15 protein-coding genes, 1 tRNA gene, 3 rRNA genes and 1 riboswitch are annotated in these 21,358 nt (G+C 53.4%); of the genes, 14 read left to right on the top strand and 5 right to left on the bottom strand.

Annotated features, from left to right (window positions below):
• Nucleotides 1–51: 51 nt before the first annotated feature.
• A riboswitch (TPP riboswitch) is annotated at nt 52–152 on the bottom strand.
• Nucleotides 153–270: 118 nt separating this feature from the next.
• The gene (locus tag AC0IXH_RS16350) at nt 271–777 is read right to left on the bottom strand and encodes an Rsd/AlgQ family anti-sigma factor (protein ID WP_013200306.1); all 507 of its coding nucleotides are present in this window, start codon (nt 775–777) and stop codon (nt 271–273) included.
• Between the two features lie 84 nt (nt 778–861).
• On the opposite strand from AC0IXH_RS16350, the gene nudC reads away from it, so the two are divergent.
• The 7 genes from nudC (at nt 862) to AC0IXH_RS16315 (ending at nt 6,376) form a co-directional block, all read left to right on the top strand.
• Nucleotides 862–1,635: an NAD(+) diphosphatase gene (gene nudC, locus AC0IXH_RS16345; protein WP_206404846.1), complete on the top strand. Its 774-nt coding sequence runs from the start codon at nt 862–864 to the stop codon at nt 1,633–1,635.
• A gap of 365 nt (nt 1,636–2,000) precedes the next feature.
• Nucleotides 2,001–2,543 (top strand): bactofilin family protein, encoded by a 543-nt coding sequence (locus tag AC0IXH_RS16340; RefSeq protein ID WP_471720727.1) that lies wholly within the window; start codon nt 2,001–2,003, stop codon nt 2,541–2,543.
• 183 nt (nt 2,544–2,726) lie between these two features.
• Nucleotides 2,727–3,794, top strand: a complete 1,068-nt coding sequence (gene hemE, locus AC0IXH_RS16335; RefSeq protein WP_013200309.1) for a uroporphyrinogen decarboxylase — start codon at nt 2,727–2,729, stop codon at nt 3,792–3,794.
• A gap of 2 nt (nt 3,795–3,796) precedes the next feature.
• Nucleotides 3,797–4,465, top strand: coding sequence for a deoxyribonuclease V (nfi, locus tag AC0IXH_RS16330; RefSeq protein ID WP_206404848.1), 669 nt, complete (start codon nt 3,797–3,799; stop codon nt 4,463–4,465).
• A 65-nt stretch (nt 4,466–4,530) separates the two neighbouring features.
• Complete coding sequence (locus AC0IXH_RS16325) at nt 4,531–5,121, top strand: YjaG family protein (RefSeq protein WP_013200311.1); 591 nt, start codon at nt 4,531–4,533, stop codon at nt 5,119–5,121.
• A gap of 188 nt (nt 5,122–5,309) precedes the next feature.
• Entirely contained in the window at nt 5,310–5,585 is a 276-nt protein-coding gene (gene hupA, locus AC0IXH_RS16320; RefSeq protein ID WP_013200312.1) for a nucleoid-associated protein HU-alpha, read from the top strand.
• Nucleotides 5,586–5,710: 125 nt separating this feature from the next.
• A complete protein-coding gene (locus AC0IXH_RS16315) occupies nt 5,711–6,376 on the top strand; it encodes a DUF1481 domain-containing protein (RefSeq protein ID WP_346568849.1) in 666 nt (221 codons plus the stop codon).
• Between the two features lie 38 nt (nt 6,377–6,414).
• Here AC0IXH_RS16315 and purD read toward each other — a convergent pair whose 3' ends face one another.
• Together purD and purH are read right to left on the bottom strand one after the other, a co-directional pair.
• The gene (gene purD, locus AC0IXH_RS16310) at nt 6,415–7,695 is read right to left on the bottom strand and encodes a phosphoribosylamine--glycine ligase (protein WP_013200314.1); all 1,281 of its coding nucleotides are present in this window, start codon (nt 7,693–7,695) and stop codon (nt 6,415–6,417) included.
• 19 nt (nt 7,696–7,714) lie between these two features.
• On the bottom strand, nt 7,715–9,304 hold the full coding sequence (gene purH / locus AC0IXH_RS16305) for a bifunctional phosphoribosylaminoimidazolecarboxamide formyltransferase/IMP cyclohydrolase (RefSeq protein WP_013200315.1): 1,590 nt from the start codon (nt 9,302–9,304) through the stop codon (nt 7,715–7,717).
• 628 nt (nt 9,305–9,932) lie between these two features.
• Between purH and AC0IXH_RS16300 the strand changes: the two genes are divergently transcribed.
• From AC0IXH_RS16300 to rrf, 4 genes are all read left to right on the top strand, one after another.
• A 16S ribosomal RNA gene (locus tag AC0IXH_RS16300) occupies nt 9,933–11,473 on the top strand.
• Between the two features lie 73 nt (nt 11,474–11,546).
• Nucleotides 11,547–11,622, top strand: a tRNA-Glu gene (locus AC0IXH_RS16295).
• Between the two features lie 229 nt (nt 11,623–11,851).
• Nucleotides 11,852–14,759 (top strand): 23S ribosomal RNA (locus tag AC0IXH_RS16290).
• A 226-nt stretch (nt 14,760–14,985) separates the two neighbouring features.
• Nucleotides 14,986–15,101: ribosomal RNA gene (rrf, locus tag AC0IXH_RS16285) — 5S ribosomal RNA — on the top strand.
• Together the 16S, 23S and 5S rRNA genes with 1 tRNA gene alongside form the textbook arrangement of a ribosomal RNA operon.
• Nucleotides 15,102–15,371: 270 nt before the next feature.
• Here the strand turns inward: rrf and AC0IXH_RS16280 are convergent.
• Together AC0IXH_RS16280 and AC0IXH_RS16275 are read right to left on the bottom strand one after the other, a co-directional pair.
• Nucleotides 15,372–16,166, bottom strand: coding sequence for a transporter substrate-binding domain-containing protein (locus AC0IXH_RS16280; protein WP_471720726.1), 795 nt, complete (start codon nt 16,164–16,166; stop codon nt 15,372–15,374).
• Nucleotides 16,163–17,371 carry a M20 family metallopeptidase gene (locus tag AC0IXH_RS16275; RefSeq protein WP_013200317.1) on the bottom strand — a complete coding sequence of 403 codons (1,209 nt, stop codon included), beginning with the start codon at nt 17,369–17,371 and terminating at the stop codon, nt 16,163–16,165. The genes AC0IXH_RS16280 and AC0IXH_RS16275 overlap by 4 nt, the downstream gene beginning before the upstream one ends.
• A gap of 160 nt (nt 17,372–17,531) precedes the next feature.
• Here AC0IXH_RS16275 and AC0IXH_RS16270 point away from each other — a divergent pair, with 160 nt between their 5' ends.
• From AC0IXH_RS16270 to aceB, 3 genes are all read left to right on the top strand, one after another.
• Nucleotides 17,532–18,383, top strand: coding sequence for a LysR family transcriptional regulator (locus AC0IXH_RS16270; RefSeq protein WP_013200318.1), 852 nt, complete (start codon nt 17,532–17,534; stop codon nt 18,381–18,383).
• Nucleotides 18,384–18,489: 106 nt separating this feature from the next.
• Entirely contained in the window at nt 18,490–19,419 is a 930-nt protein-coding gene (metA, locus tag AC0IXH_RS16265; protein ID WP_013200319.1) for a homoserine O-acetyltransferase MetA, read from the top strand.
• Between the two features lie 327 nt (nt 19,420–19,746).
• Nucleotides 19,747–21,345, top strand: a complete 1,599-nt coding sequence (gene aceB / locus AC0IXH_RS16260; protein ID WP_471720725.1) for a malate synthase A — start codon at nt 19,747–19,749, stop codon at nt 21,343–21,345.
• The last annotated feature ends 13 nt before the right edge of the window (nt 21,346–21,358 follow it).

Below are 21,358 nucleotides of genomic sequence, written 5' to 3'. Positions count from 1 at the left end.
GTTCGGAGGAGTAAGCGCAGGGTGTGAAAATGGTCGGATCCACACCGTCACTGAAGATTTACTCTTGTTCCCTTCGCAGGTACTAACCTGATCAGGTTCCGCGGATCCCGAATTAACGGTCTCAGCCCCTAAGGGCACTCCGACAAGAAGAATTTTGCTGGCAGACAGCACCAGCAAAACAATCGTGGCAGGACTGGCCTCGCCACATAGTGCCCTTTCAGCATAAAGGGGCTTTTTTGAAACTACAAGGGGTTTACAATCTGATAACGTTTACGCCGGACGGGCAAGCGCACTCTCATTAGCTGCCTCAGGCTTATCCGCCGTTTTTTCCAGCGCCAGCTGAATAAAGCGGTCTTCAAGCGTGAAACGCGCTTCCAGCGCTTCGCCCACTGTGGACAAAGCATTCTGGAATTCGAGACAGTTATCGTGATCGATGGCCTTCTCGAGATGGGTATCATACACCTGCATGATCATCTCGGTGTTTGCCTGCAGGGAAGGGTAGATCAGCGCGGCTTTAGCCAACTGTTCGCTGCCTTCCATCTCCTGAATAAAGCGTTGATAAACGGTGAAATGCCCGGTGGAAAGGTAATCCACCAATCCCTGACAGAAGCTGTCCAGCGCGTTTTCATCGAGCGTAGTGAGCGATTCCTTGTTAGGCTTGATGCCAACCAGACGATAATAGGCAATCAACAACTGCCTGCGGGAGCGTAGACAAAAGTCTACCAGGTCGCTACATCCGCCGACGCGCGCGGTCAGAACTTCTAACTGGTTAAGCATGAGTGACTCCATGAGTGTAATTATTACTATTTCGCCCCAATCCAGTATTTCAGAAAGTCTGTAAAGCTGAGGATGAGCAATTTTATGCAACGTGAGATTTCAAGCGTAGACGTTGGCTGGTGGGTTGTCAGTCATGAACATAAACTTTGGTTACCGAAAGGTCAATTACCGTTCGGTAGCGCACAAGAATTAAGCCTGACAGGATCGCACGGATCACAAATCGGCGAGTGGCAGGGCGCTCCCGTCTGGCTGATCTGTGAGAACCGTCAAGAGGGCATGGGATCCTTGCGTCAGATCCTCGATCTGGACGTGGGCCTGTTCCAGCTGGCGGGTAAAGGGATCCAGCTGGCGGAGTTCTATCGCTCGCATAAGTGGTGCGGCTACTGCGGTCATGAAATGCACCACAGCAAAACCGAACTTGCCTGCCTGTGCCGCCATTGTCGACAGCGCTATTACCCGCAAATCGCGCCCTGCATCATTGTGGCGATCCGCCGTGGGGAAGAGATCCTGCTGGCCCAGCATACCAAACACCGTAACGGCATCTACACGGTGCTGGCCGGTTTTGTTGAAGTCGGCGAAACGCTGGAACAAACCGTCGCGCGGGAAGTGATGGAAGAGAGCGGGCTGAAGGTGAAAAACTTGCGTTACGTCTCCTCTCAACCCTGGCCGTTCCCCCAGTCGTTGATGATGGCTTTTATGGCCGATTACGACAGCGGCGAGATTGTCATCGATCCCAAAGAGCTACTGGATGCGGGTTGGTATCGCTTTGATGCCTTACCGCAGCTTCCTCCTCCAGGAACGGTCGCCCGTCGCCTGATTGAGGATACCGTGGTGCTTTGCCGCGAAGAGGCTGAGTAAGTACCCAGGCCGGCAAATTCACCCTTTGCCGGCTTTTGCTGAACCCGCTCGGGTGTTTAATCATCGTATTTCATTTTTTTAAATAAACTACTGTGCTTAATCGTGCAGCATCACGTATTTTATTGTTCTGATTTTGTCTGCCAGACTGCATTAATATTAATGTCATGTTAATAACATCAGGGAATGATGCCATGGAAAGGTTCAGGAAAGAACATTACTTATGGGGCCTGTGGCTCTTATGGATTTTTTCTCTTTGTTGTTACCTCTTCCCGCAATATAAATTCTTTGATTGTTGCCTGAGGGTGACGATCGGCTGTTATTTAATATTCGTTTTATTAACTCTCGCTAAAAGGATGGATCCCAATATGTTTAACTTCAATAAGAAAGAAACAGACTCGCCAGTGAACGGCTCAGTCGATACCGCCTCGCCGCAGGCACCGAAGGCCGCGCTGGAGCTGGCTGATGAGAGCGCGACGGCGAAAGAAACCCGTATTTCATCAGGCAGTAAATTAACGGGTGAAATAATTAATGAAGCTAATATTTCGATAAATGGTCAGATCGTTGGCGATATTGTCAGTAAGAAAACGGTACAGATCGGTCAAGAGGGGAAAGTGAATGGCAAGGTATCTTCTTTGAAAGTTGTCGTAAATGGTTCGCTAAAAGGATGCTGTTACGCGAAGTCAGTCACGATTCTTTCCCGTGGCCGAATTGAAGGGGATGTTTATGCCGAGGATTTCTCTATTGAGAAAGGCGGCGTATTTATTGGCAATTCTCATGTGCTTGATGAAAACAGGCTGCCAGATAAAGCCTCGACCGCGGCGAGGACAAAGCCAGAAATATCTGAGTTAATGCCGCCAGCGCCGGGAAAAAATATCAATAAAGAGCGGGGTGATAAAGCCGCTAAATAAGGGTTTGATATGCGCATTAAGCCACCCAACCGGGCGCGAGGTTCACCGCCCGGTGGGTGAGCCCATTCTGTCTTCCGCTCTCAGCCGCCCGGCGATCGCTCAATTTTTGTGACGCTGTGGCAGCGCCATTTCCAATAAATGTTACACTACGCGCATGCATGTGTGCTTAGAGAGCTTTTAAAAATGAGTGAACTGAAGAACGATCGTTATTTGCGCGCCCTGTTGCGCCAGCCGGTAGATGTAACGCCAGTGTGGATGATGCGCCAGGCCGGGCGTTATTTGCCTGAGTACAAAGCGACTCGCGCGGTAGCCGGTGATTTTATGTCGCTGTGCAAAAATGCCGAACTGGCGTGTGAAGTGACGCTGCAACCGCTGCGTCGCTATAACCTGGACGCGGCGATCCTGTTCTCCGATATCCTGACCATTCCAGATGCGATGGGCTTAGGCCTCTATTTTGAAACGGGTGAGGGTCCGCGTTTCTCTTCACCGGTCACCTGTCGTGCAGACGTTGAAAAGCTGCCAATCCCCGATCCTGAACAGGAACTGGGTTATGTGATGAATGCCGTGCGCACCATCCGTAAGAATCTGAACGGTGAGGTTCCGCTGATTGGTTTCACCGGCAGCCCGTGGACGTTGGCGACCTATATGGTGGAAGGCGGCAGCAGCAAGGCCTTCACCAAACTGAAAAAGATGATGTATGCCGAGCCAGCCACCCTGCATCTGATGCTGGATAAGCTGGCTGACAGCGTCACCCTGTACCTCAATGCGCAAATCCGCGCCGGTGCGCAGTCGGTGATGATCTTTGATACCTGGGGCGGCGTGTTGACGGGTCGTGACTACCTTGAGTTCTCCCTTCACTACATGCACAAAATCATTGATGGCCTGCAGCGTGAAAACGACGGACGTCGCGTACCGGTTACTATGTTCACCAAGGGTGGCGGACAGTGGCTGGAAGCCATGGCGGCGACCGGCTGTGATGCGCTGGGGCTGGACTGGACGACCGATATTGGCGATGCACGCCGCCGTGTAGGCGATAAGGTCGCGCTGCAGGGCAATATGGATCCTTCCATGCTGTATGCCGCGCCTGCCCGTATCGAGCAGGAAGTGGCAACTATCCTTGCAGGCTACGGTAATGGCAGCGGTCACGTGTTCAATCTGGGTCACGGCATCCATCAGGATGTGCCGCCAGAGCACGCAGGCGTGTTTGTCGAGGCAGTCCACACGTTGTCTCGCCCATACCATCAGGACTAAGCATGGATATTCAGGCATTAAAACAGGAACAGCTTGCGCGTGCCGCTGAGGTGATACGTGAAGATGATTTTGAGGTAATGCCGCCCCGTTACATTGGCGGTGCCGATGTCGGGTTTGAGCAGGGCGGTGAGATAACCCGCGCCGCCCTGGTTATTCTGGAATATCCTTCGCTCCAGTTAGTGGAGCATCGTGTTGCGCGCATCGCCACCACCATGCCCTATATCCCCGGTTATCTCTCCTTCCGTGAATATCCCGCGTTGATGGCCGCCTGGCAGCAGCTGGAGCATCGTCCTGACCTGTTAATGGTCGATGGGCAGGGCATTGCCCATCCGCGTCGCCTGGGCGTTGCCAGCCACTTTGGCCTGCTGGTGGATGTGCCGACGCTGGGCGTAGCAAAAAGCCGGCTGTGTGGCACCTTCGAACCGCTCGCCGATGAGCCGGGCGCCAGCCAGCCATTAATGGACAAAGGCGAGCAGATCGGTTTTGTCCTGCGCAGTAAAATCCGCTGTAATCCGCTTTTTATATCGCCTGGCCATCGCATCAGCCCGGCTACCGCATTGAGCCTGGTGGAGAGCTGCCTGAAAGGTTATCGCCTGCCTGAACCCACGCGCTGGGCAGATGCAGTGGCTTCCCAACGGCCCGCTTTCCTGCGCTGGCAACAGAGGGGTTAACGGTGTGAGCCGTCACCTTTTCAGTTACACTGCAGGCCGCGCACTTATCTTTAAGAGATCCGAACATGTTACGTAATCCCATTCATCTGCGGCTTGAGAAACTGGAAAGCTGGCAGCACGTTACTTTTATGGCTTGCCTGTGTGAACGCATGTACCCCAACTACTGGGCGTTTTGCCAGCAGACAGGCTTTGGCGACAGTCAGATTTACCGCCGTATTCTCGATTTGATTTGGGAAACGCTGGTGATTAAAGACGCCAAGGTGAATTTTGACTCGCAGCTGGAAAAGTTTGAAGAAGCGATCCCGGCCGCAGAGGATTACGATCTGTACGGCGTCTACCCGGCTATCGATGCCTGCGTGGCATTAAGCGAATTACTGCATTCGCGTCTGAGCGGTGAAACTCTGGCGCATGCCATTGCGGTAAGTGAAGCGTCGATCACCAGCGTCGCGATGCTGGAAATGACCCAGGCCGAACGCGAAATGACCGATGAAGAGCTAAAAGAGAATCCTGCTGTTGAAGAGGAATGGGATATCCAGTGGGAGATTTTTCGCCTGCTCAGCGCCTGCGAAGAGAGGGATCTTGACCTCATCAAAGGACTGCGATCTGACCTCAAAGAAGCCGGGATCAGCAACATCGGTATAAATTTTCAGCAGTAAGGCGATAAAACGTGACTTCAGGCCTGATTTGTAGCGCCTAAAGGCTTCACATTCGCCCCCTGTCTGGTCTACATTTGGGGGGCTGAAAAATGTGGCTATCGGTGCGTGTATGCAGGAGAGTGCCAGAAACTGGTTTTTCCCTCGCACTCGATACTTAGCAAGCGATAAATACACTGTAAGGATAACTTATGAACAAGACTCAACTGATTGATGTAATTGCGGACAAAGCGGACCTGTCTAAGACCCAGGCTAAAGCTGCACTGGAATCCACCCTGGCGGCGATTACTGAGTCTCTGAAAGAAGGTGATGCTGTACAACTGGTTGGTTTTGGTACCTTTAAAGTTAACCACCGTGCTGAGCGTACTGGCCGCAACCCGCAGACTGGTAAAGAAATCAAAATTGCTGCTGCTAACGTACCGGCATTTGTTTCTGGTAAAGCACTGAAAGACGCTGTTAAGTCATAATTTGACAGTGAAGAGTTTAAACAGGGGGGCGTCGAGCCCCTTTTGTTGACGCTCTCCGTTGAGATCCCTCTGCTTTCGCCAACCAGGCTGCGGCAAACCCTTCTGCAATGTGTGATAATCACACCATGATACGAAACCCAATAACGACTTCTGCACTGTTCCTGATGCTGCTGACGCTGGCAGGATGCAGTTCAACCCCGAAAGTCCCTGACTTTACCGCCAGTGGTTATCTGGCCGATCGCGGAACCGTGAGGATCTGGCGTAAAGACAGCCATCAGCATTCCAGCCATCTGGTCACCATCTATACCCCTTTCAATGAAACCACGAGCGAGACCACGGATTATCAGTGGCAGGCAGACAAGCTGGTGTCGATTGAAAGGAAGACTAAAGGCGACCATCCTGAAAGCGTCACGCTGCGTTTTGATCAGGACGGAAATCTGAGCTTTATGCAACGCCAGCTGGACGGACGACGAGAAGCGCTCTCAGCAGATGCGATAGCGTTGTATCAGTTTGATGCAGGGCGGATGTTGAAAATCAGTGACGACCTGATAGATGGGCGGGTATGGCTGAAGCAGGGGCACTGGTCACCTTCAGGCACCGTGACGCTATGCCAGGGCGGTGAGGAAAAACCGACCTTTGATAGCTTCTTTATGCATTACATCACTCAGCATCAGCGCGAGTCAGGTAAACCGGTGAGTATTTCATGGCTGGAAGCGCCAAAAGGGACGCAGCTGATTCTGGTTTCTGCGGAAGATCAGTGCCTGATGGAACCGAAAGAAGCGGACTTTTAAAAACGGGGCAATCAGCTTGCCCCGTCAGCATGACTTAACTACTTACGACCAATCGCACGATAGCCAATATCGCTGCGGCAGAAGCTACCGTTCCAGGAGATATGCTTAGCCAGTTCATAAGCGTGTTTCTGAGCCGCGGCAACATCTTCGCCCAGCGCGGTCACGCACAGCACACGTCCGCCGTTGGTGACCACCAAATCGTCCTGCATCTTGGTCCCCGCATGGAAGACTTTGCCATTCGGCGTCTCTTCCAGCGGTAAGCCGTGGATCTGATCGCCGGTAGCGTAATCGCCAGGATAGCCGCCAGCAGCCAGCACCACGCCCAGAGAAGGACGAGGATCCCACACCGAGTCTTTGGTATTCAGCTTGCCGTCCACGGCAGCCAGGCACAGATCCACCAGATCCGACTGCAGACGCAGCATGATCGGTTGAGTTTCCGGATCGCCAAAGCGGCAGTTAAATTCGATCACTTTCGGCTGACCGCTCTGATCGATCATCAGGCCAGCGTAGAGGAAGCCGGTATAAACGTTGCCTTCGGCGGCCATGCCACGCACGGTTGGCCAGATCACTTCATCCATCACGCGCTGGTGGATTTCATCGGTCACGACCGGAGCCGGAGAGTAAGCACCCATGCCGCCGGTATTAGGACCGGTATCCGCATTGCCGACACGTTTGTGATCCTGGCTGGTGGCCATCGGCAGCACGTTCTCGCCGTCGACCATCACGATGAAGCTGGCTTCCTCGCCGTCAAGGAACTCTTCTACCACGATGCGGTGTCCGGCATCGCCAAAGGCGTTTCCTGCCAGCATATCCTGAATCGCGTCTTCTGCTTCCTGCAGGGTCATCGCCACGATCACGCCTTTACCGGCGGCCAGACCGTCGGCCTTGATCACGATTGGCGCACCTTTACTTCGGGTGTAAGCCAGAGCGGGCTCCACTTCAGTAAAGTTCTGGTACTCAGCGCTTGGGATCTTGTGGCGAGCCAGGAAATCTTTGGTGAAGGCTTTTGAACCTTCAAGCTGGGCAGCGGCCTGCGTTGGGCCAAAAATCTTCAGGCCAGCAGCACGGAAAGCATCAACCACGCCCATCACTAACGGCGTTTCCGGACCGACGATGGTCAGGCCGATATTTTCACTCTGGGCGAAGCTCAGCAGCGCGGGAATATCGGTGGCGCTGATGTCGACGTTCTGCAAAGCAGGTTCAAGTGCCGTTCCGGCGTTGCCCGGGGCAACAAACACGGTTTCTGCCAGTGGCGACTGCGACGCTTTCCAGGCCAGCGCATGTTCGCGTCCGCCATTACCAATCACTAAAATTTTCATTGTTCAGTCTGCTCCGTAATTAATGGCGGAAATGGCGCATGTCGGTGAAGATCATCGCCAGGCCGTGTTCGTCGGCGGCGGCAATCACTTCGTCATCACGAATCGAGCCACCAGGCTGGATAACACAGCTCACGCCAGCAGCCGCTGCGGCATCGATACCATCGCGGAACGGGAAGAACGCATCAGACGCCATGGCCGAACCCTTGACTTCCAGTCCTTCATCGCTGGCTTTAATACCGGCAATTTTCGCTGAGTAGACGCGGCTCATCTGGCCTGCACCTATGCCGATGGTCATATTGTCACGGGCATACACGATGGCATTGGACTTAACGAACTTGGCCACTTTCCAGCAGAACAGCGCGTCACGCAGTTCCTGTTCGGTTGGCTGGCGCTTGCTGACCACACGCAGCTGGCTTTCATTCACCATGCCGAGATCGCGATCCTGCACCAGCAGGCCACCGTTGACGCGTTTGAAATCCAGCGCGGTCTGACGCTCCTGCCACTGACCGCAGGTCAGCACGCGAACGTTCTGTTTGGCGGCGGTAATCTTCAGGGCGGCTTCGCTAGCGGATGGCGCGATGATCACTTCGACGAACTGACGGCTGATGATCGCCTGAGCAGTGGCTTCGTCCAGCTCGCGGTTGAACGCAATGATGCCGCCAAACGCGGAGGTTGGATCGGTTTTGTAAGCACGCTCGTAGGCATCGAGGATTGAACCACCAACAGCCACGCCACACGGGTTCGCATGCTTGACGATCACGCAGGCTGCCTCGGTGAACTCTTTCACACATTCCAGCGCGGCATCAGTATCTGCGATGTTGTTATAAGAGAGGGCTTTGCCCTGAAGCTGTTGCGCGGTGGCCACGGATGCCTCTGTGACATTCTCTTCTATATAGAAGGCCGCATCCTGATGGCTGTTTTCGCCGTAGCGCATATCCTGCTTCTTAATGAAGTTCAGGTTCAGCGTGCGGGGGAAGCGGCCAGCCGGTTCGCTGGTTTCACCATGGTACGCCGGCACCATGCTGCCAAAATAGTTGGCAATCATGCTGTCGTAGGCGGCGGTGTGTTCGAAGGCTTTAATTGCCAGGTCGAAACGGGTGGCCAGCGTCAGAGAGTTCTGGTTGGCATCCATCTCGGCAACGATTGCCTGGTAGTCGCTGCTCTTAACGACAATCGCCACGTCTTTGTGGTTCTTCGCCGCTGAGCGCACCATGGTTGGCCCGCCGATATCGATATTCTCAACCGCATCTTCCAGCGAGCAACCTTCACGGGCAACGGTCTGGGCGAACGGATAAAGGTTAACGACTACCATGTCGATAGGAGAGATGCTGTGCTCCTGCATGATGGCATCATCCTGTCCGCGGCGTCCTAAGATGCCGCCATGCACTTTCGGGTGCAGGGTTTTGACGCGTCCATCCATCATTTCCGGGAAACCGGTGTAGTCGGACACTTCAGTAACAGGCAGGCCCGCGTCTGCCAGCAGGCGAGCAGTACCGCCAGTGGAGAGGAGCTCGACGCCGCGCTGAGTCAGCGCCTGAGCAAATTCGAGAATGCCGGCTTTGTCAGACACGCTCAGAAGCGCGCGGCGTACAGGACGAGGTTGTTGCATGAGGTTTATCCCTTGGCTTTGGTTCGCATCGATAAGATCGTTACCTCAAGCTTAGCCATTTTCTTCCTCTATATAGAAGAAGAGTGAATTCAGCCTCAGGTAACGCCCTTAACAGCGGCAGTTTTTTTCGGGGGCATTGTAGCGAAAACGTTTGCGTGGTGCTTGTCTAATTTAACGGGCGCTGACGAATGTGGATAAGATTGTGCATAACTGCGTATAAACAGCCCTTTTGCTGTGGATTGCAGCGAACGGTCTGTTTTTCGCAATTTAGGGGTTGTCAGGGTGCGAGAACTCCCTATAATGCGACTCCATCAACATGGCACAACGACTTACGAGTCATCGGGTTGAGAGATTCAGGAAGCTGAATCGCCGGAGAAAAACTTCCCAAAAAGAAGTTGACTCTGAAGGAGGAAAGCGTAATATACGCCACCTCGCAGTAAGGCGCCAAGGCACTTACCGCAACGCTCTTTAACAATTTATCAGACAATCTGTGTGGGCACTCGCAGGATTGATATCAGCGCCGCAAGGCGCAAAAAAATATCAAGCCTTAAGAGTGAACACATAATGAAATTCATTATGACGTTTTACACTTGAGCACCGCTGAACTTGTTTCAGCAAATCGAACTTTTAATTGAAGAGTTTGATCATGGCTCAGATTGAACGCTGGCGGCAGGCCTAACACATGCAAGTCGAACGGTAGCACAGAGAGCTTGCTCTCGGGTGACGAGTGGCGGACGGGTGAGTAATGTCTGGGAAACTGCCTGATGGAGGGGGATAACTACTGGAAACGGTAGCTAATACCGCATAACGTCTTCGGACCAAAGTGGGGGACCTTCGGGCCTCACACCATCGGATGTGCCCAGATGGGATTAGCTAGTAGGTGGGGTAATGGCTCACCTAGGCGACGATCCCTAGCTGGTCTGAGAGGATGACCAGCCACACTGGAACTGAGACACGGTCCAGACTCCTACGGGAGGCAGCAGTGGGGAATATTGCACAATGGGCGCAAGCCTGATGCAGCCATGCCGCGTGTATGAAGAAGGCCTTCGGGTTGTAAAGTACTTTCAGCGGGGAGGAAGGCGATAAGGTTAATAACCTTATCGATTGACGTTACCCGCAGAAGAAGCACCGGCTAACTCCGTGCCAGCAGCCGCGGTAATACGGAGGGTGCAAGCGTTAATCGGAATTACTGGGCGTAAAGCGCACGCAGGCGGTCTGTCAAGTCAGATGTGAAATCCCCGGGCTTAACCTGGGAACTGCATTTGAAACTGGCAGGCTAGAGTCTTGTAGAGGGGGGTAGAATTCCAGGTGTAGCGGTGAAATGCGTAGAGATCTGGAGGAATACCGGTGGCGAAGGCGGCCCCCTGGACAAAGACTGACGCTCAGGTGCGAAAGCGTGGGGAGCAAACAGGATTAGATACCCTGGTAGTCCACGCCGTAAACGATGTCGACTTGGAGGTTGTGCCCTTGAGGCGTGGCTTCCGGAGCTAACGCGTTAAGTCGACCGCCTGGGGAGTACGGCCGCAAGGTTAAAACTCAAATGAATTGACGGGGGCCCGCACAAGCGGTGGAGCATGTGGTTTAATTCGATGCAACGCGAAGAACCTTACCTGGCCTTGACATCCACGGAATTCGGCAGAGATGCCTTAGTGCCTTCGGGAACCGTGAGACAGGTGCTGCATGGCTGTCGTCAGCTCGTGTTGTGAAATGTTGGGTTAAGTCCCGCAACGAGCGCAACCCTTATCCTTTGTTGCCAGCGAGTAATGTCGGGAACTCAAAGGAGACTGCCGGTGACAAACCGGAGGAAGGTGGGGATGACGTCAAGTCATCATGGCCCTTACGGCCAGGGCTACACACGTGCTACAATGGCGCATACAAAGAGAAGCGAACTCGCGAGAGCAAGCGGACCTCACAAAGTGCGTCGTAGTCCGGATCGGAGTCTGCAACTCGACTCCGTGAAGTCGGAATCGCTAGTAATCGTAGATCAGAATGCTACGGTGAATACGTTCCCGGGCCTTGTACACACCGCCCGTCACACCATGGGAGTGGGTTGCAAAAGAAGTAGGTAGCTTAACCTTCGGGAGGGCGCTTACCACTTTGTGATTCATGACTGGGGTGAAGTCGTAACAAGGTAACCGTAGGGGAACCTGCGGTTGGATCACCTCCTTACCTGAAGATACCTTCCCGCGTAGTGTCCACAACAGATTGTCTGATAGAAAACGTAATGAGCAACAGTAACAGAGTCCCCATCGTCTAGAGGCCCAGGACACTGCCCTTTCACGGCTGTAACAGGGGTTCGAATCCCCTTGGGGACGCCATCTCCTGATAATGAGTGAAAGACATTATCAACCCGTATCTCAAAACTGATTCTCTCCGCAAGGACGAGTCACGTTTGAGATATTTGCTCTTTAACAATCCGGAACAAGCTGAAAATTGAAACGACATGTCGTTTTCATTCTCCGTAATAAGAATGAAATCAACGATATGTTCGAGTCTCTCAAATGCTTACAACAGCAATGTGTCTTTCGGGACGCTTGTGGGTTGTGAGGTTAAGTGACTAAGCGTACACGGTGGATGCCTAGGCAGTCAGAGGCGATGAAGGGCGTGCTAATCTGCGATAAGCGTCGGTAAGGTGATATGAACCGCAATAACCGACGATACCCGAATGGGGAAACCCGGTGCACTTTGGTGCATCATTGCAACATGAATACATAGTGTTGCAAGGCGAACCTGGGGAACTGAAACATCTAAGTACCCAGAGGAAAAGAAATCAACCGAGATTCCCCCAGTAGCGGCGAGCGAACGGGGAACAGCCCAGAACCTGAATCAGTTTGTGCATTAGTGGAAGCGTCTGGAAAGTCGCAGGGTACAGGGTGATACTCCCGTACACAAAAATGCACTTGCTGTGAGTTCGATGAGTAGGGCGGGACACGTGACATCCTGTCTGAATATGGGGGGACCATCCTCCAAGGCTAAATACTCCTGACTGACCGATAGTGAACCAGTACCGTGAGGGAAAGGCGAAAAGAACCCCGGCGAGGGGAGTGAAACAGAACCTGAAACCGTGTACGTACAAGCAGTGGGAGCACCTTCGTGGTGTGACTGCGTACCTTTTGTATAATGGGTCAGCGACTTATATTCTGTAGCAAGGTTAACCGTATAGGGGAGCCGAAGGGAAACCGAGTCTTAACTGGGCGTTAAGTTGCAGGGTATAGACCCGAAACCCGGTGATCTAGCCATGGGCAGGTTGAAGGTTGGGTAACACTAACTGGAGGACCGAACCGACTAATGTTGAAAAATTAGCGGATGACTTGTGGCTGGGGGTGAAAGGCCAATCAAACCGGGAGATAGCTGGTTCTCCCCGAAAGCTATTTAGGTAGCGCCTCGTGAACTCATCTTCGGGGGTAGAGCACTGTTTCGGCTAGGGGGCCATCCCGGCTTACCAACCCGATGCAAACTGCGAATACCGAAGAATGTTATCACGGGAGACACACGGCGGGTGCTAACGTCCGTCGTGAAGAGGGAAACAACCCAGACCGCCAGCTAAGGTCCCAAAGTCATGGTTAAGTGGGAAACGATGTGGGAAGGCACAGACAGCCAGGATGTTGGCTTAGAAGCAGCCATCATTTAAAGAAAGCGTAATAGCTCACTGGTCGAGTCGGCCTGCGCGGAAGATGTAACGGGGCTAAACCATGCACCGAAGCTGCGGCAGCGACGCTTATGCGTTGTTGGGTAGGGGAGCGTTCTGTAAGCCGTCGAAGGTGGCCTGTGAGGGCTGCTGGAGGTATCAGAAGTGCGAATGCTGACATAAGTAACGATAAAGCGGGTGAAAAGCCCGCTCGCCGGAAGACCAAGGGTTCCTGTCCAACGTTAATCGGGGCAGGGTGAGTCGACCCCTAAGGCGAGGCCGAAAGGCGTAGTCGATGGGAAACAGGTTAATATTCCTGTACTCGGTGTTACTGCGAAGGGGGGACGGAGAAGGCTATGTTAGCCGGGCGACGGTTGTCCCGGTTTAAGCATGTAGGCGGAGAGTTTAGGTAAATCCGGACTCTTTTTAACGCTGAGGTGTGATGACGAGGCACTACGGTGCTGAAGTAACAAATGCCCTGCTTCCAGGAAAAGCCTCTAAGCATCAGGTAACACGGAATCGTACCCCAAACCGACACAGGTGGTCAGGTAGAGAATACCAAGGCGCTTGAGAGAACTCGGGTGAAGGAACTAGGCAAAATGGTGCCGTAACTTCGGGAGAAGGCACGCTGGCGCGTAGGTGAAGGGACTTGCTCCCGGAGCTGAAGCCAGTCGAAGATACCAGCTGGCTGCAACTGTTTATTAAAAACACAGCACTGTGCAAACACGAAAGTGGACGTATACGGTGTGACGCCTGCCCGGTGCCGGAAGGTTAATTGATGGGGTTATCCGCAAGGAGAAGCTCTTGATCGAAGCCCCGGTAAACGGCGGCCGTAACTATAACGGTCCTAAGGTAGCGAAATTCCTTGTCGGGTAAGTTCCGACCTGCACGAATGGCGTAATGATGGCCAGGCTGTCTCCACCCGAGACTCAGTGAAATTGAACTCGCTGTGAAGATGCAGTGTACCCGCGGCAAGACGGAAAGACCCCGTGAACCTTTACTATAGCTTGACACTGAATATTGAACCTTGATGTGTAGGATAGGTGGGAGGCTTTGAAGCGTGGACGCCAGTCTGCGTGGAGCCAACCTTGAAATACCACCCTTTAACGTTTGATGTTCTAACCTGGCGCCGTAATCCGGCGTGGGGACAGTGTCTGGTGGGTAGTTTGACTGGGGCGGTCTCCTCCTAAAGAGTAACGGAGGAGCACGAAGGTTAGCTAATCACGGTCGGACATCGTGAGGTTAGTGCAATGGCATAAGCTAGCTTGACTGCGAGAGTGACGGCTCGAGCAGGTGCGAAAGCAGGTCATAGTGATCCGGTGGTTCTGAATGGAAGGGCCATCGCTCAACGGATAAAAGGTACTCCGGGGATAACAGGCTGATACCGCCCAAGAGTTCATATCGACGGCGGTGTTTGGCACCTCGATGTCGGCTCATCACATCCTGGGGCTGAAGTAGGTCCCAAGGGTACGGCTGTTCGCCGTTTAAAGTGGTACGCGAGCTGGGTTTAGAACGTCGTGAGACAGTTCGGTCCCTATCTGCCGTGGGCGCTGGAAGATTGAGAGGGGTTGCTCCTAGTACGAGAGGACCGGAGTGAACGCACCACTGGTGTTCGGGTTGTCATGCCAATGGCATTGCCCGGTAGCTAAGTGCGGAAAAGATAAGCGCTGAAAGCATCTAAGCGCGAAACTTGCCTCGAGATGAATCTTCCCTGGGCCTTTAAGGCCCCTGAAGGGACGTTGAAGACTACGACGTTGATAGGCCGGGTGTGTAAGCGCAGCGATGCGTTGAGCTAACCGGTACTAATGACCCGTGAGGCTTAACCTTACAACACCAGAAGCGTTCTGGTGGTGTCTGAGAGACACGAACGATATTTTCAGCTTGAACCGGATAAAGAATTATCTGTTCTGCGGACCCCGGTCCGTGGGATTTTGCTTTGTGGCAAGGCGGCAAGCGCCGTGAAGGAAGGAGCATACTGAAGTATGTGACTGAGTTTACAAGCGCGGCCAACGCGGCCACGGAGCGAAATACACAGGACAGAGCACAGAATTTGCCTGGCGGCTTTAGCGCGGTGGTCCCACCTGACCCCATGCCGAACTCAGAAGTGAAACGCCGTAGCGCCGATGGTAGTGTGGGGTCTCCCCATGCGAGAGTAGGGAACTGCCAGGCATCAATTAAGCAGACAAGCCTCATGCGAAAGCATGGGGCTTTTTTGTGTGCGTAAAAAGCAAAAACCCACGCCAGACCCGCATCAAAACGGCTCCCGGACTCCCCAGGCCCGCCTGATAACGGCCAAAACCCGCCACTAAAATCCAAAACCGCCCCAAACACCCCCTAAAAATCCCAAACCACCCTAAAACCAGACAAAAAAAGACGCCGTGCTGCCGCACGACGCCTTATCCAGTTCATTTTTCACCCGATCCCAACTTCATTAATCGACTATTTCGCCTCCGTGCGCGTCACTTTCATCTCAATATCGCCAAAATAGTGCTGCTTGATCTTCTGCCAGGTGCCATCGGCCATGATCTTCGCCAGCCCTTGATTCAACATTTGTTGCGTTTTCTCATCCCCTTTGCGCACTCCGTAAGCAGAACCAATGCTGTAAAGCAGATCGTCACGCACTTCCGGGCCGCTCAAGGCAAAGTCTTTGCCTTCAGGCTTGTGAAGGAAACCAAATGTAATGGCCACCGCCGGGCTTAAAGCCCCATCGAGCCGTCCCGCAGCCAAATCCTGATAAATCACATCCTGATCCGGATAGGTTTTGATCTCAACCCCGTGGGGTGCCCAATACTTATTGGCGTACATTTCCTGAATGGAACCCTGCTGAACAGCAATCGATTTACCCTGCAGCGACTCTGCAGTGGGCTGCAAATTAGTGCCTTTACGTGCTACTAACTGAGAAGGGACATGATAAATAAAGTCACTGAAATCAATGGATTTCTTACGTTTAATGGTCGCACCAAGCGGTGAAATGAAGTCCACTTTTTTCGCCATCAGCGAAGGTATCTCTGCATCAAAGCTGCTGACGACATAGTCACATTTCACCGCAATCGCTTTACACACTGCGTTAGTAATATCGATCTCAAAGCCGGCAGGTTTGCCGTTCACATCGCGATATTGAAACGGCGGATAAGCCAGATCGGCCGCGACGCGTAAGGTACCCTCGGCCGCGATGGCGGAAGAGCAGCACAGGGCGAGCGTGGCCAGCATCAGAGCACGGGATACGTTGATCATTGCTTCTCTCCATCCAGTAATTTTTGGGTATGCCACTGAGTAAATTCGTTTTTAACCGCTGCAAGCTGGGCTTCATCGTGGCAAAGGTCATACGCCGTCATTGCCAGCGCTTTCGCCGCCGTTAACATGGCGCGGAGCCCGACAGCCGATCCGGCCGCAGCGGCAAACTCAGGCGTATGCGGGGTGACGTCACCAATGCGCAGATAAGGGTGGATTGCCGCCGTGACCTGGCTGACGTTGCCAATATCAGAAGAGCCTACGCCGCCACTTTTGGGTGGGTCGTAGCTTTCCACGCCAAGCAGCGCCAGGTTATCGGTAAAGTTGGCCGCCAGCGCCAGATTATTATTCCGCTCGGCGTAAATCAGCCCCTCTTCGATCTCTACCCGTGCTCCGGTCATTTCAGCGGCGCCATTCACTGCGGCATACACTTTTCGACGCACTTCACTCAGGCCACCCACCGTCGCCGCTCGCAGGATAAACTTGGCTTCAGCATAAGCGGGAACGATATTTGCCGCGCTGCCGCCGTGAGTAATTATCCCATGCACACGGACATCATCGGTAAAGAACTGGCGCAACGCGTTGATTGCGTTGAAGGTATGGATCACCGCATCAAGCGCACTGATCCCTTGCTGCGGCGCGGAAGCCGCGTGGGCCGGTTTACCAAAGAATTTAAACGTAGAGTCATGACAGGCAAGGGCGCCGCGCAATACCATGTTGCGCTCCCTGGGATGGAACATCATCGCCGCATCGACATCATCAAAGACGCCTTTCTCAACCATGATGATCTTGCCGCCACCATCTTCCTCGGCAGGTGTGCCAATCACTTCTATGCAGCCATTGAACTCAACGTTCGCGGCCTTCAGAGCCAGCGCGGCAGCAACCGAGGCGGTGCCAATCAGGTTATGACCGCAGGCATGACCAAGTTCGGGCAGCGCGTCATACTCCGCCAGAAAAGCGATAGTCGGGCCGCCGGTGCCCTGTTTCCAGCTGGCGCGAAAAGCCGTTTCCAGCCCGCCGGTGCCGGTTTCAATGCTGAAGCCAGCCTCGCGCAACGGCTTGATCAATTCAGCCGCAGAGCGATGTTCTGCAAAGCTCAGTTCAGGGTGCTGATGCAGGCTCAGCGCCAAATCGTTCATTGCCGGGCTGAGTTGTTCAGCCGCATAAATAATTTTATCTTTCTGCGCGCTGTTGGTGCGTTCAGACATAGTGATTCCCCAATTAGGTGCAGTTAAATACAGAAAAACCAGTGCGTTATAATGGTATAGGCTTTTTTATGCGCAATTCCCAATTGTAGTTTTTTATGGCTTGCATCACTCTGCCAAAAATTATTTTATGGTTGCAGGGCACAAGGCGAATGGGCATGCAATGAACGAAAAAGACTGGTTAATCATCCGTACTGTCTGGCAGTACAAAAATATTACGCGCGCTGCGGAAGAGCTGTTTACCTCACAGCCTGCGCTCAGTTACCGGCTGCGGCAGATCGAGCGCAAGCTGGCTATTCAGCTGTTTGAAACCGGCGGTAAAGGCCTTAACTTCACGGCGCAGGGGCGTTATCTGGCGCAGCATGCTGAAACGGTGCTTGATGAACTTCAGCTCTTACGCGCTACCTTGCAAAGCCTGAACGGACCGCAGCAGGGCGAACTCAAGATTGGCGTATCGAGCAATTTCGCCGCCTACCGGTTACCCGATTTGCTCGCCGAATTTAGCCAACAGCATCCGGGGATTAGCGTCAATCTGGTCAGCGGGCTCAGTGAGGAGATGTTTCTGAAGCTGCAGCGCGGCGACGTGCATCTGGCGGTGGTCAAAGACGACTATGGCTGGAAGGAAGGCAAGAGGCTGATCGATGAGGATGACTATTACCTGATTAGCCGGCAGCCGATCGACCTGGCGCTGCTGCCCCATTTGCCGCAGATAAAGATCAGCCACGGTGGCCATATCACTAAACTTATCGAACGTTGGTGGAATGCCAATTACTCGCTGGCACCGCGCGTGGCGATGCACGTTGATAAACTGGAAGTCTGTCTGGCGATGGTTGAGCGGGGGTTGGGTTATGCCATCGTATCCAGCTATCAACCGCTGGCGCCCACGCTTTGCCGCACGCCGATAGCGGTTGGCGGGGAGTCGGTTAAGAGCCGTACCTGGCTGCTCTATCGACATGCCAGCACCGACGCGGCGGTGACGCTGCCCTTTGTCGAAATGTTTGGCGACCGGAGATGAAACATTTTCAACTAAAGCATGAAGCCTCGACATTCAGCGGGCATCACGTTATCTTCGGGTGTCTGGATGTCTAAACGTATGAATGGATAAATGAGGAAGCAAGGTTATGCCAATCAGGGTACCCGATGAACTACCAGCAGTGAATTTTCTGCGTAACGAGAATGTCTTTGTGATGACCTCTACCCGGGCCAGCACGCAGGAAATCCGTCCGTTGAAAGTGCTGGTACTGAATCTGATGCCGAAAAAGATTGAGACTGAGAATCAGTTTCTCCGCCTGCTTTCCAACTCGCCGCTACAAATTGATATCCAGCTGCTGCGCATCGACAGCCGTGAAACCCGCAACACGCCAATGGAGCACCTGAATAACTTCTACTGCAACTTTGAAGACATTCAGCATGACAACTACGATGGCCTGATTGTCACCGGCGCGCCGTTGGGGCTGGTTGATTTTAATGATGTGGCCTACTGGCCGCAGATCCAGCGCGTGCTTCACTGGGCGAAAGAGCACGTGACCTCGACGCTGTTTGTCTGTTGGGCGGTTCAGGCGGCATTGAACATCCTTTATGGCATTCCAAAGCAAACGCGTGAAACCAAGCTGTCAGGCGTTTACGACCACCAGATCCTGCATCCTCATGCATTATTAACCCGTGGCTTTGACGATAACTTCCTGGCGCCACATTCGCGCTATGCGGATTTCCCTTCGCAATTGCTGCGGGATTACACCGATCTGGAAATTTTTGCTGAATCGGAACAAACCGGCGCCTATCTGTTTGCCAGTAAAGACAAGCGGCTGGCGTTTGTCACCGGGCATCCTGAGTATGATGCACTGACCTTGTCGGGAGAATTTCATCGCGACTTTGAAGCCGGTCTGAACCCCGATATTCCGTATAATTATTTCCCGCAGAATAATCCTCAGCTCACGCCGCGCGCCAGCTGGCGTAGTCATGGTAACCTGCTGTTTTCAAACTGGCTGAACTATTACGTTTACCAGATCACGCCGTTCGATCTGCGCCATATGAATCCCAGCCTGGAATAAACCGGCGAGTCGCAAAGAAAGGGTCAGTCTCTGAAAAAGGCTGGCCCTTTTTTATTGCCTGAAATCTGTCACGCCCGAGTATTTATCCCGTTAATCTTCCGAGACTTACACCATCACTACGGCTCTGAAATCCTTCATTGAAACTCCCTTCCTGTAATAACAAAACTTTAAACAATTATTTTTCAATAAGTTAAATTGCATTTCGCATTAAAATGGAAATAGTTTTTGATTTTGTAATTTAAAAAATTGTATGTTGATTTACGGGTTAAAAATCACCCAATGACGAAACCGACCTTCTGAGAATGCAACCAGGCTGGGAGTGAAGAGATGACACAACAGGTTATCAGCACAGATTTGGCGTTCCAGCGCCCATCAGGCCCGAAAGAGCGGCAAATCCTGACCGATACGGCAGTTGAATTCCTGACTGAACTGGTGACGCGCTTCACCCCGCGTCGCAATGAATTACTGAATGCCAGGAAGCAGCAGCAGCAGCGATATGATGCCGGTGAGTTGCCAGGATTTATTTCGGAAACGAATTCCATTAAGCAAAGCGAGTGGAAAATTCGCGGCATTCCCGCTGACCTGCTCAATCGCCGGGTCGAGATCACCGGTCCGGTTGAACGCAAGATGGTAATCAATGCCCTGAATGCCAACGTGAACGTTTTTATGGCTGACTTCGAAGACTCGCTGGCACCCTCGTGGGACAAAGTGATCGAAGGGCAGATCAACCTGCGTGATGCGGTTACCGGCACCATCAGTTACTGCAATGAAGCCGGGAAGATCTACCAACTGAAGCCGGATCCTGCGGTGCTGGTGTGCCGCGTTCGCGGTCTGCACCTGCCTGAGAAACATGTCACCTGGCGCGGTGACGCTATCCCCGGCAGCCTGTTTGATTTCGCGCTCTACTTTTTCCACAACGTTGACGCGTTGCTGGCCAAAGGCAGCGGTCCCTATTTTTACTTGCCAAAAACCCAGAGTTGGCAGGAAGCGGCCTGGTGGAGCGAGGTGTTCAGTTTTGCTGAGGATCGTTTCGATCTGCCACGCGGCACGATCAAGGCCACGCTGTTGATCGAGACGCTGCCGGCGGTCTTCCAGATGGACGAGATCCTTTTCAGCCTGCGCGATCATATCGTCGGCCTGAACTGCGGTCGCTGGGACTACATCTTCAGCTATATCAAAACCCTGAAAAATCACCCGGACCGCGTATTGCCCGATCGCCAGTCGGTGACGATGGAAAAAGGCTTCCTCGATGCCTACTCGCGGCTGCTGATCAGAACCTGTCACCGCCGGGGCGCGTTTGCGATGGGCGGAATGGCGGCCTTTATCCCGAGCAAAGATCAGGAGCGCAACCAGTGGGTGCTCAACCGGGTGAAGACCGATAAAGAGCGTGAGGCGACCAACGGCCACGACGGCACCTGGATTGCTCACCCCGGGCTGGCAGATACGGTCACGGCGGTGTTCGATCGGGTGCTGGGCGACAAACCCAATCAGCTGGACGTGCTACGGGACGACGACGCAGCCATCACCGCGGAACAGCTGCTGGCGCCCTGTGACGGTGAAAGGACCGAGGCTGGTATGCGCGCCAACATTCGCGTGGCCGTGCAGTACATCGAAGCGTGGATCTCCGGCAATGGCTGCGTGCCGGTGTACGGATTGATGGAAGATGCCGCGACGGCCGAAATCTCCCGCACCTCGATCTGGCAGTGGATCCGCCACGGCAAAACGCTGCAAAGCGGTGAGCAGGTGACCGAAGCGCTGTTCCGCCAGATGCTGGCCGAAGAGATGCTGGTGATCCAGCAAGAGCTTGGCGACCAACGCTTCTCTCAGGGGCGCTTCTGTGAAGCCGCCGAACTGATGGAACGCATCACCACTGAACCTGAACTGGTGGAGTTCCTGACTCTGCCGGGCTACAGCTTACTTCACTGATCGACCGGAGAAT

This window comes from Erwinia sp. AC075 (genome assembly GCF_979253995.1).
The sequence above is the reverse complement of the archived record's forward strand: the minus strand, read 5'-3'. Positions and strand labels throughout refer to the sequence as shown.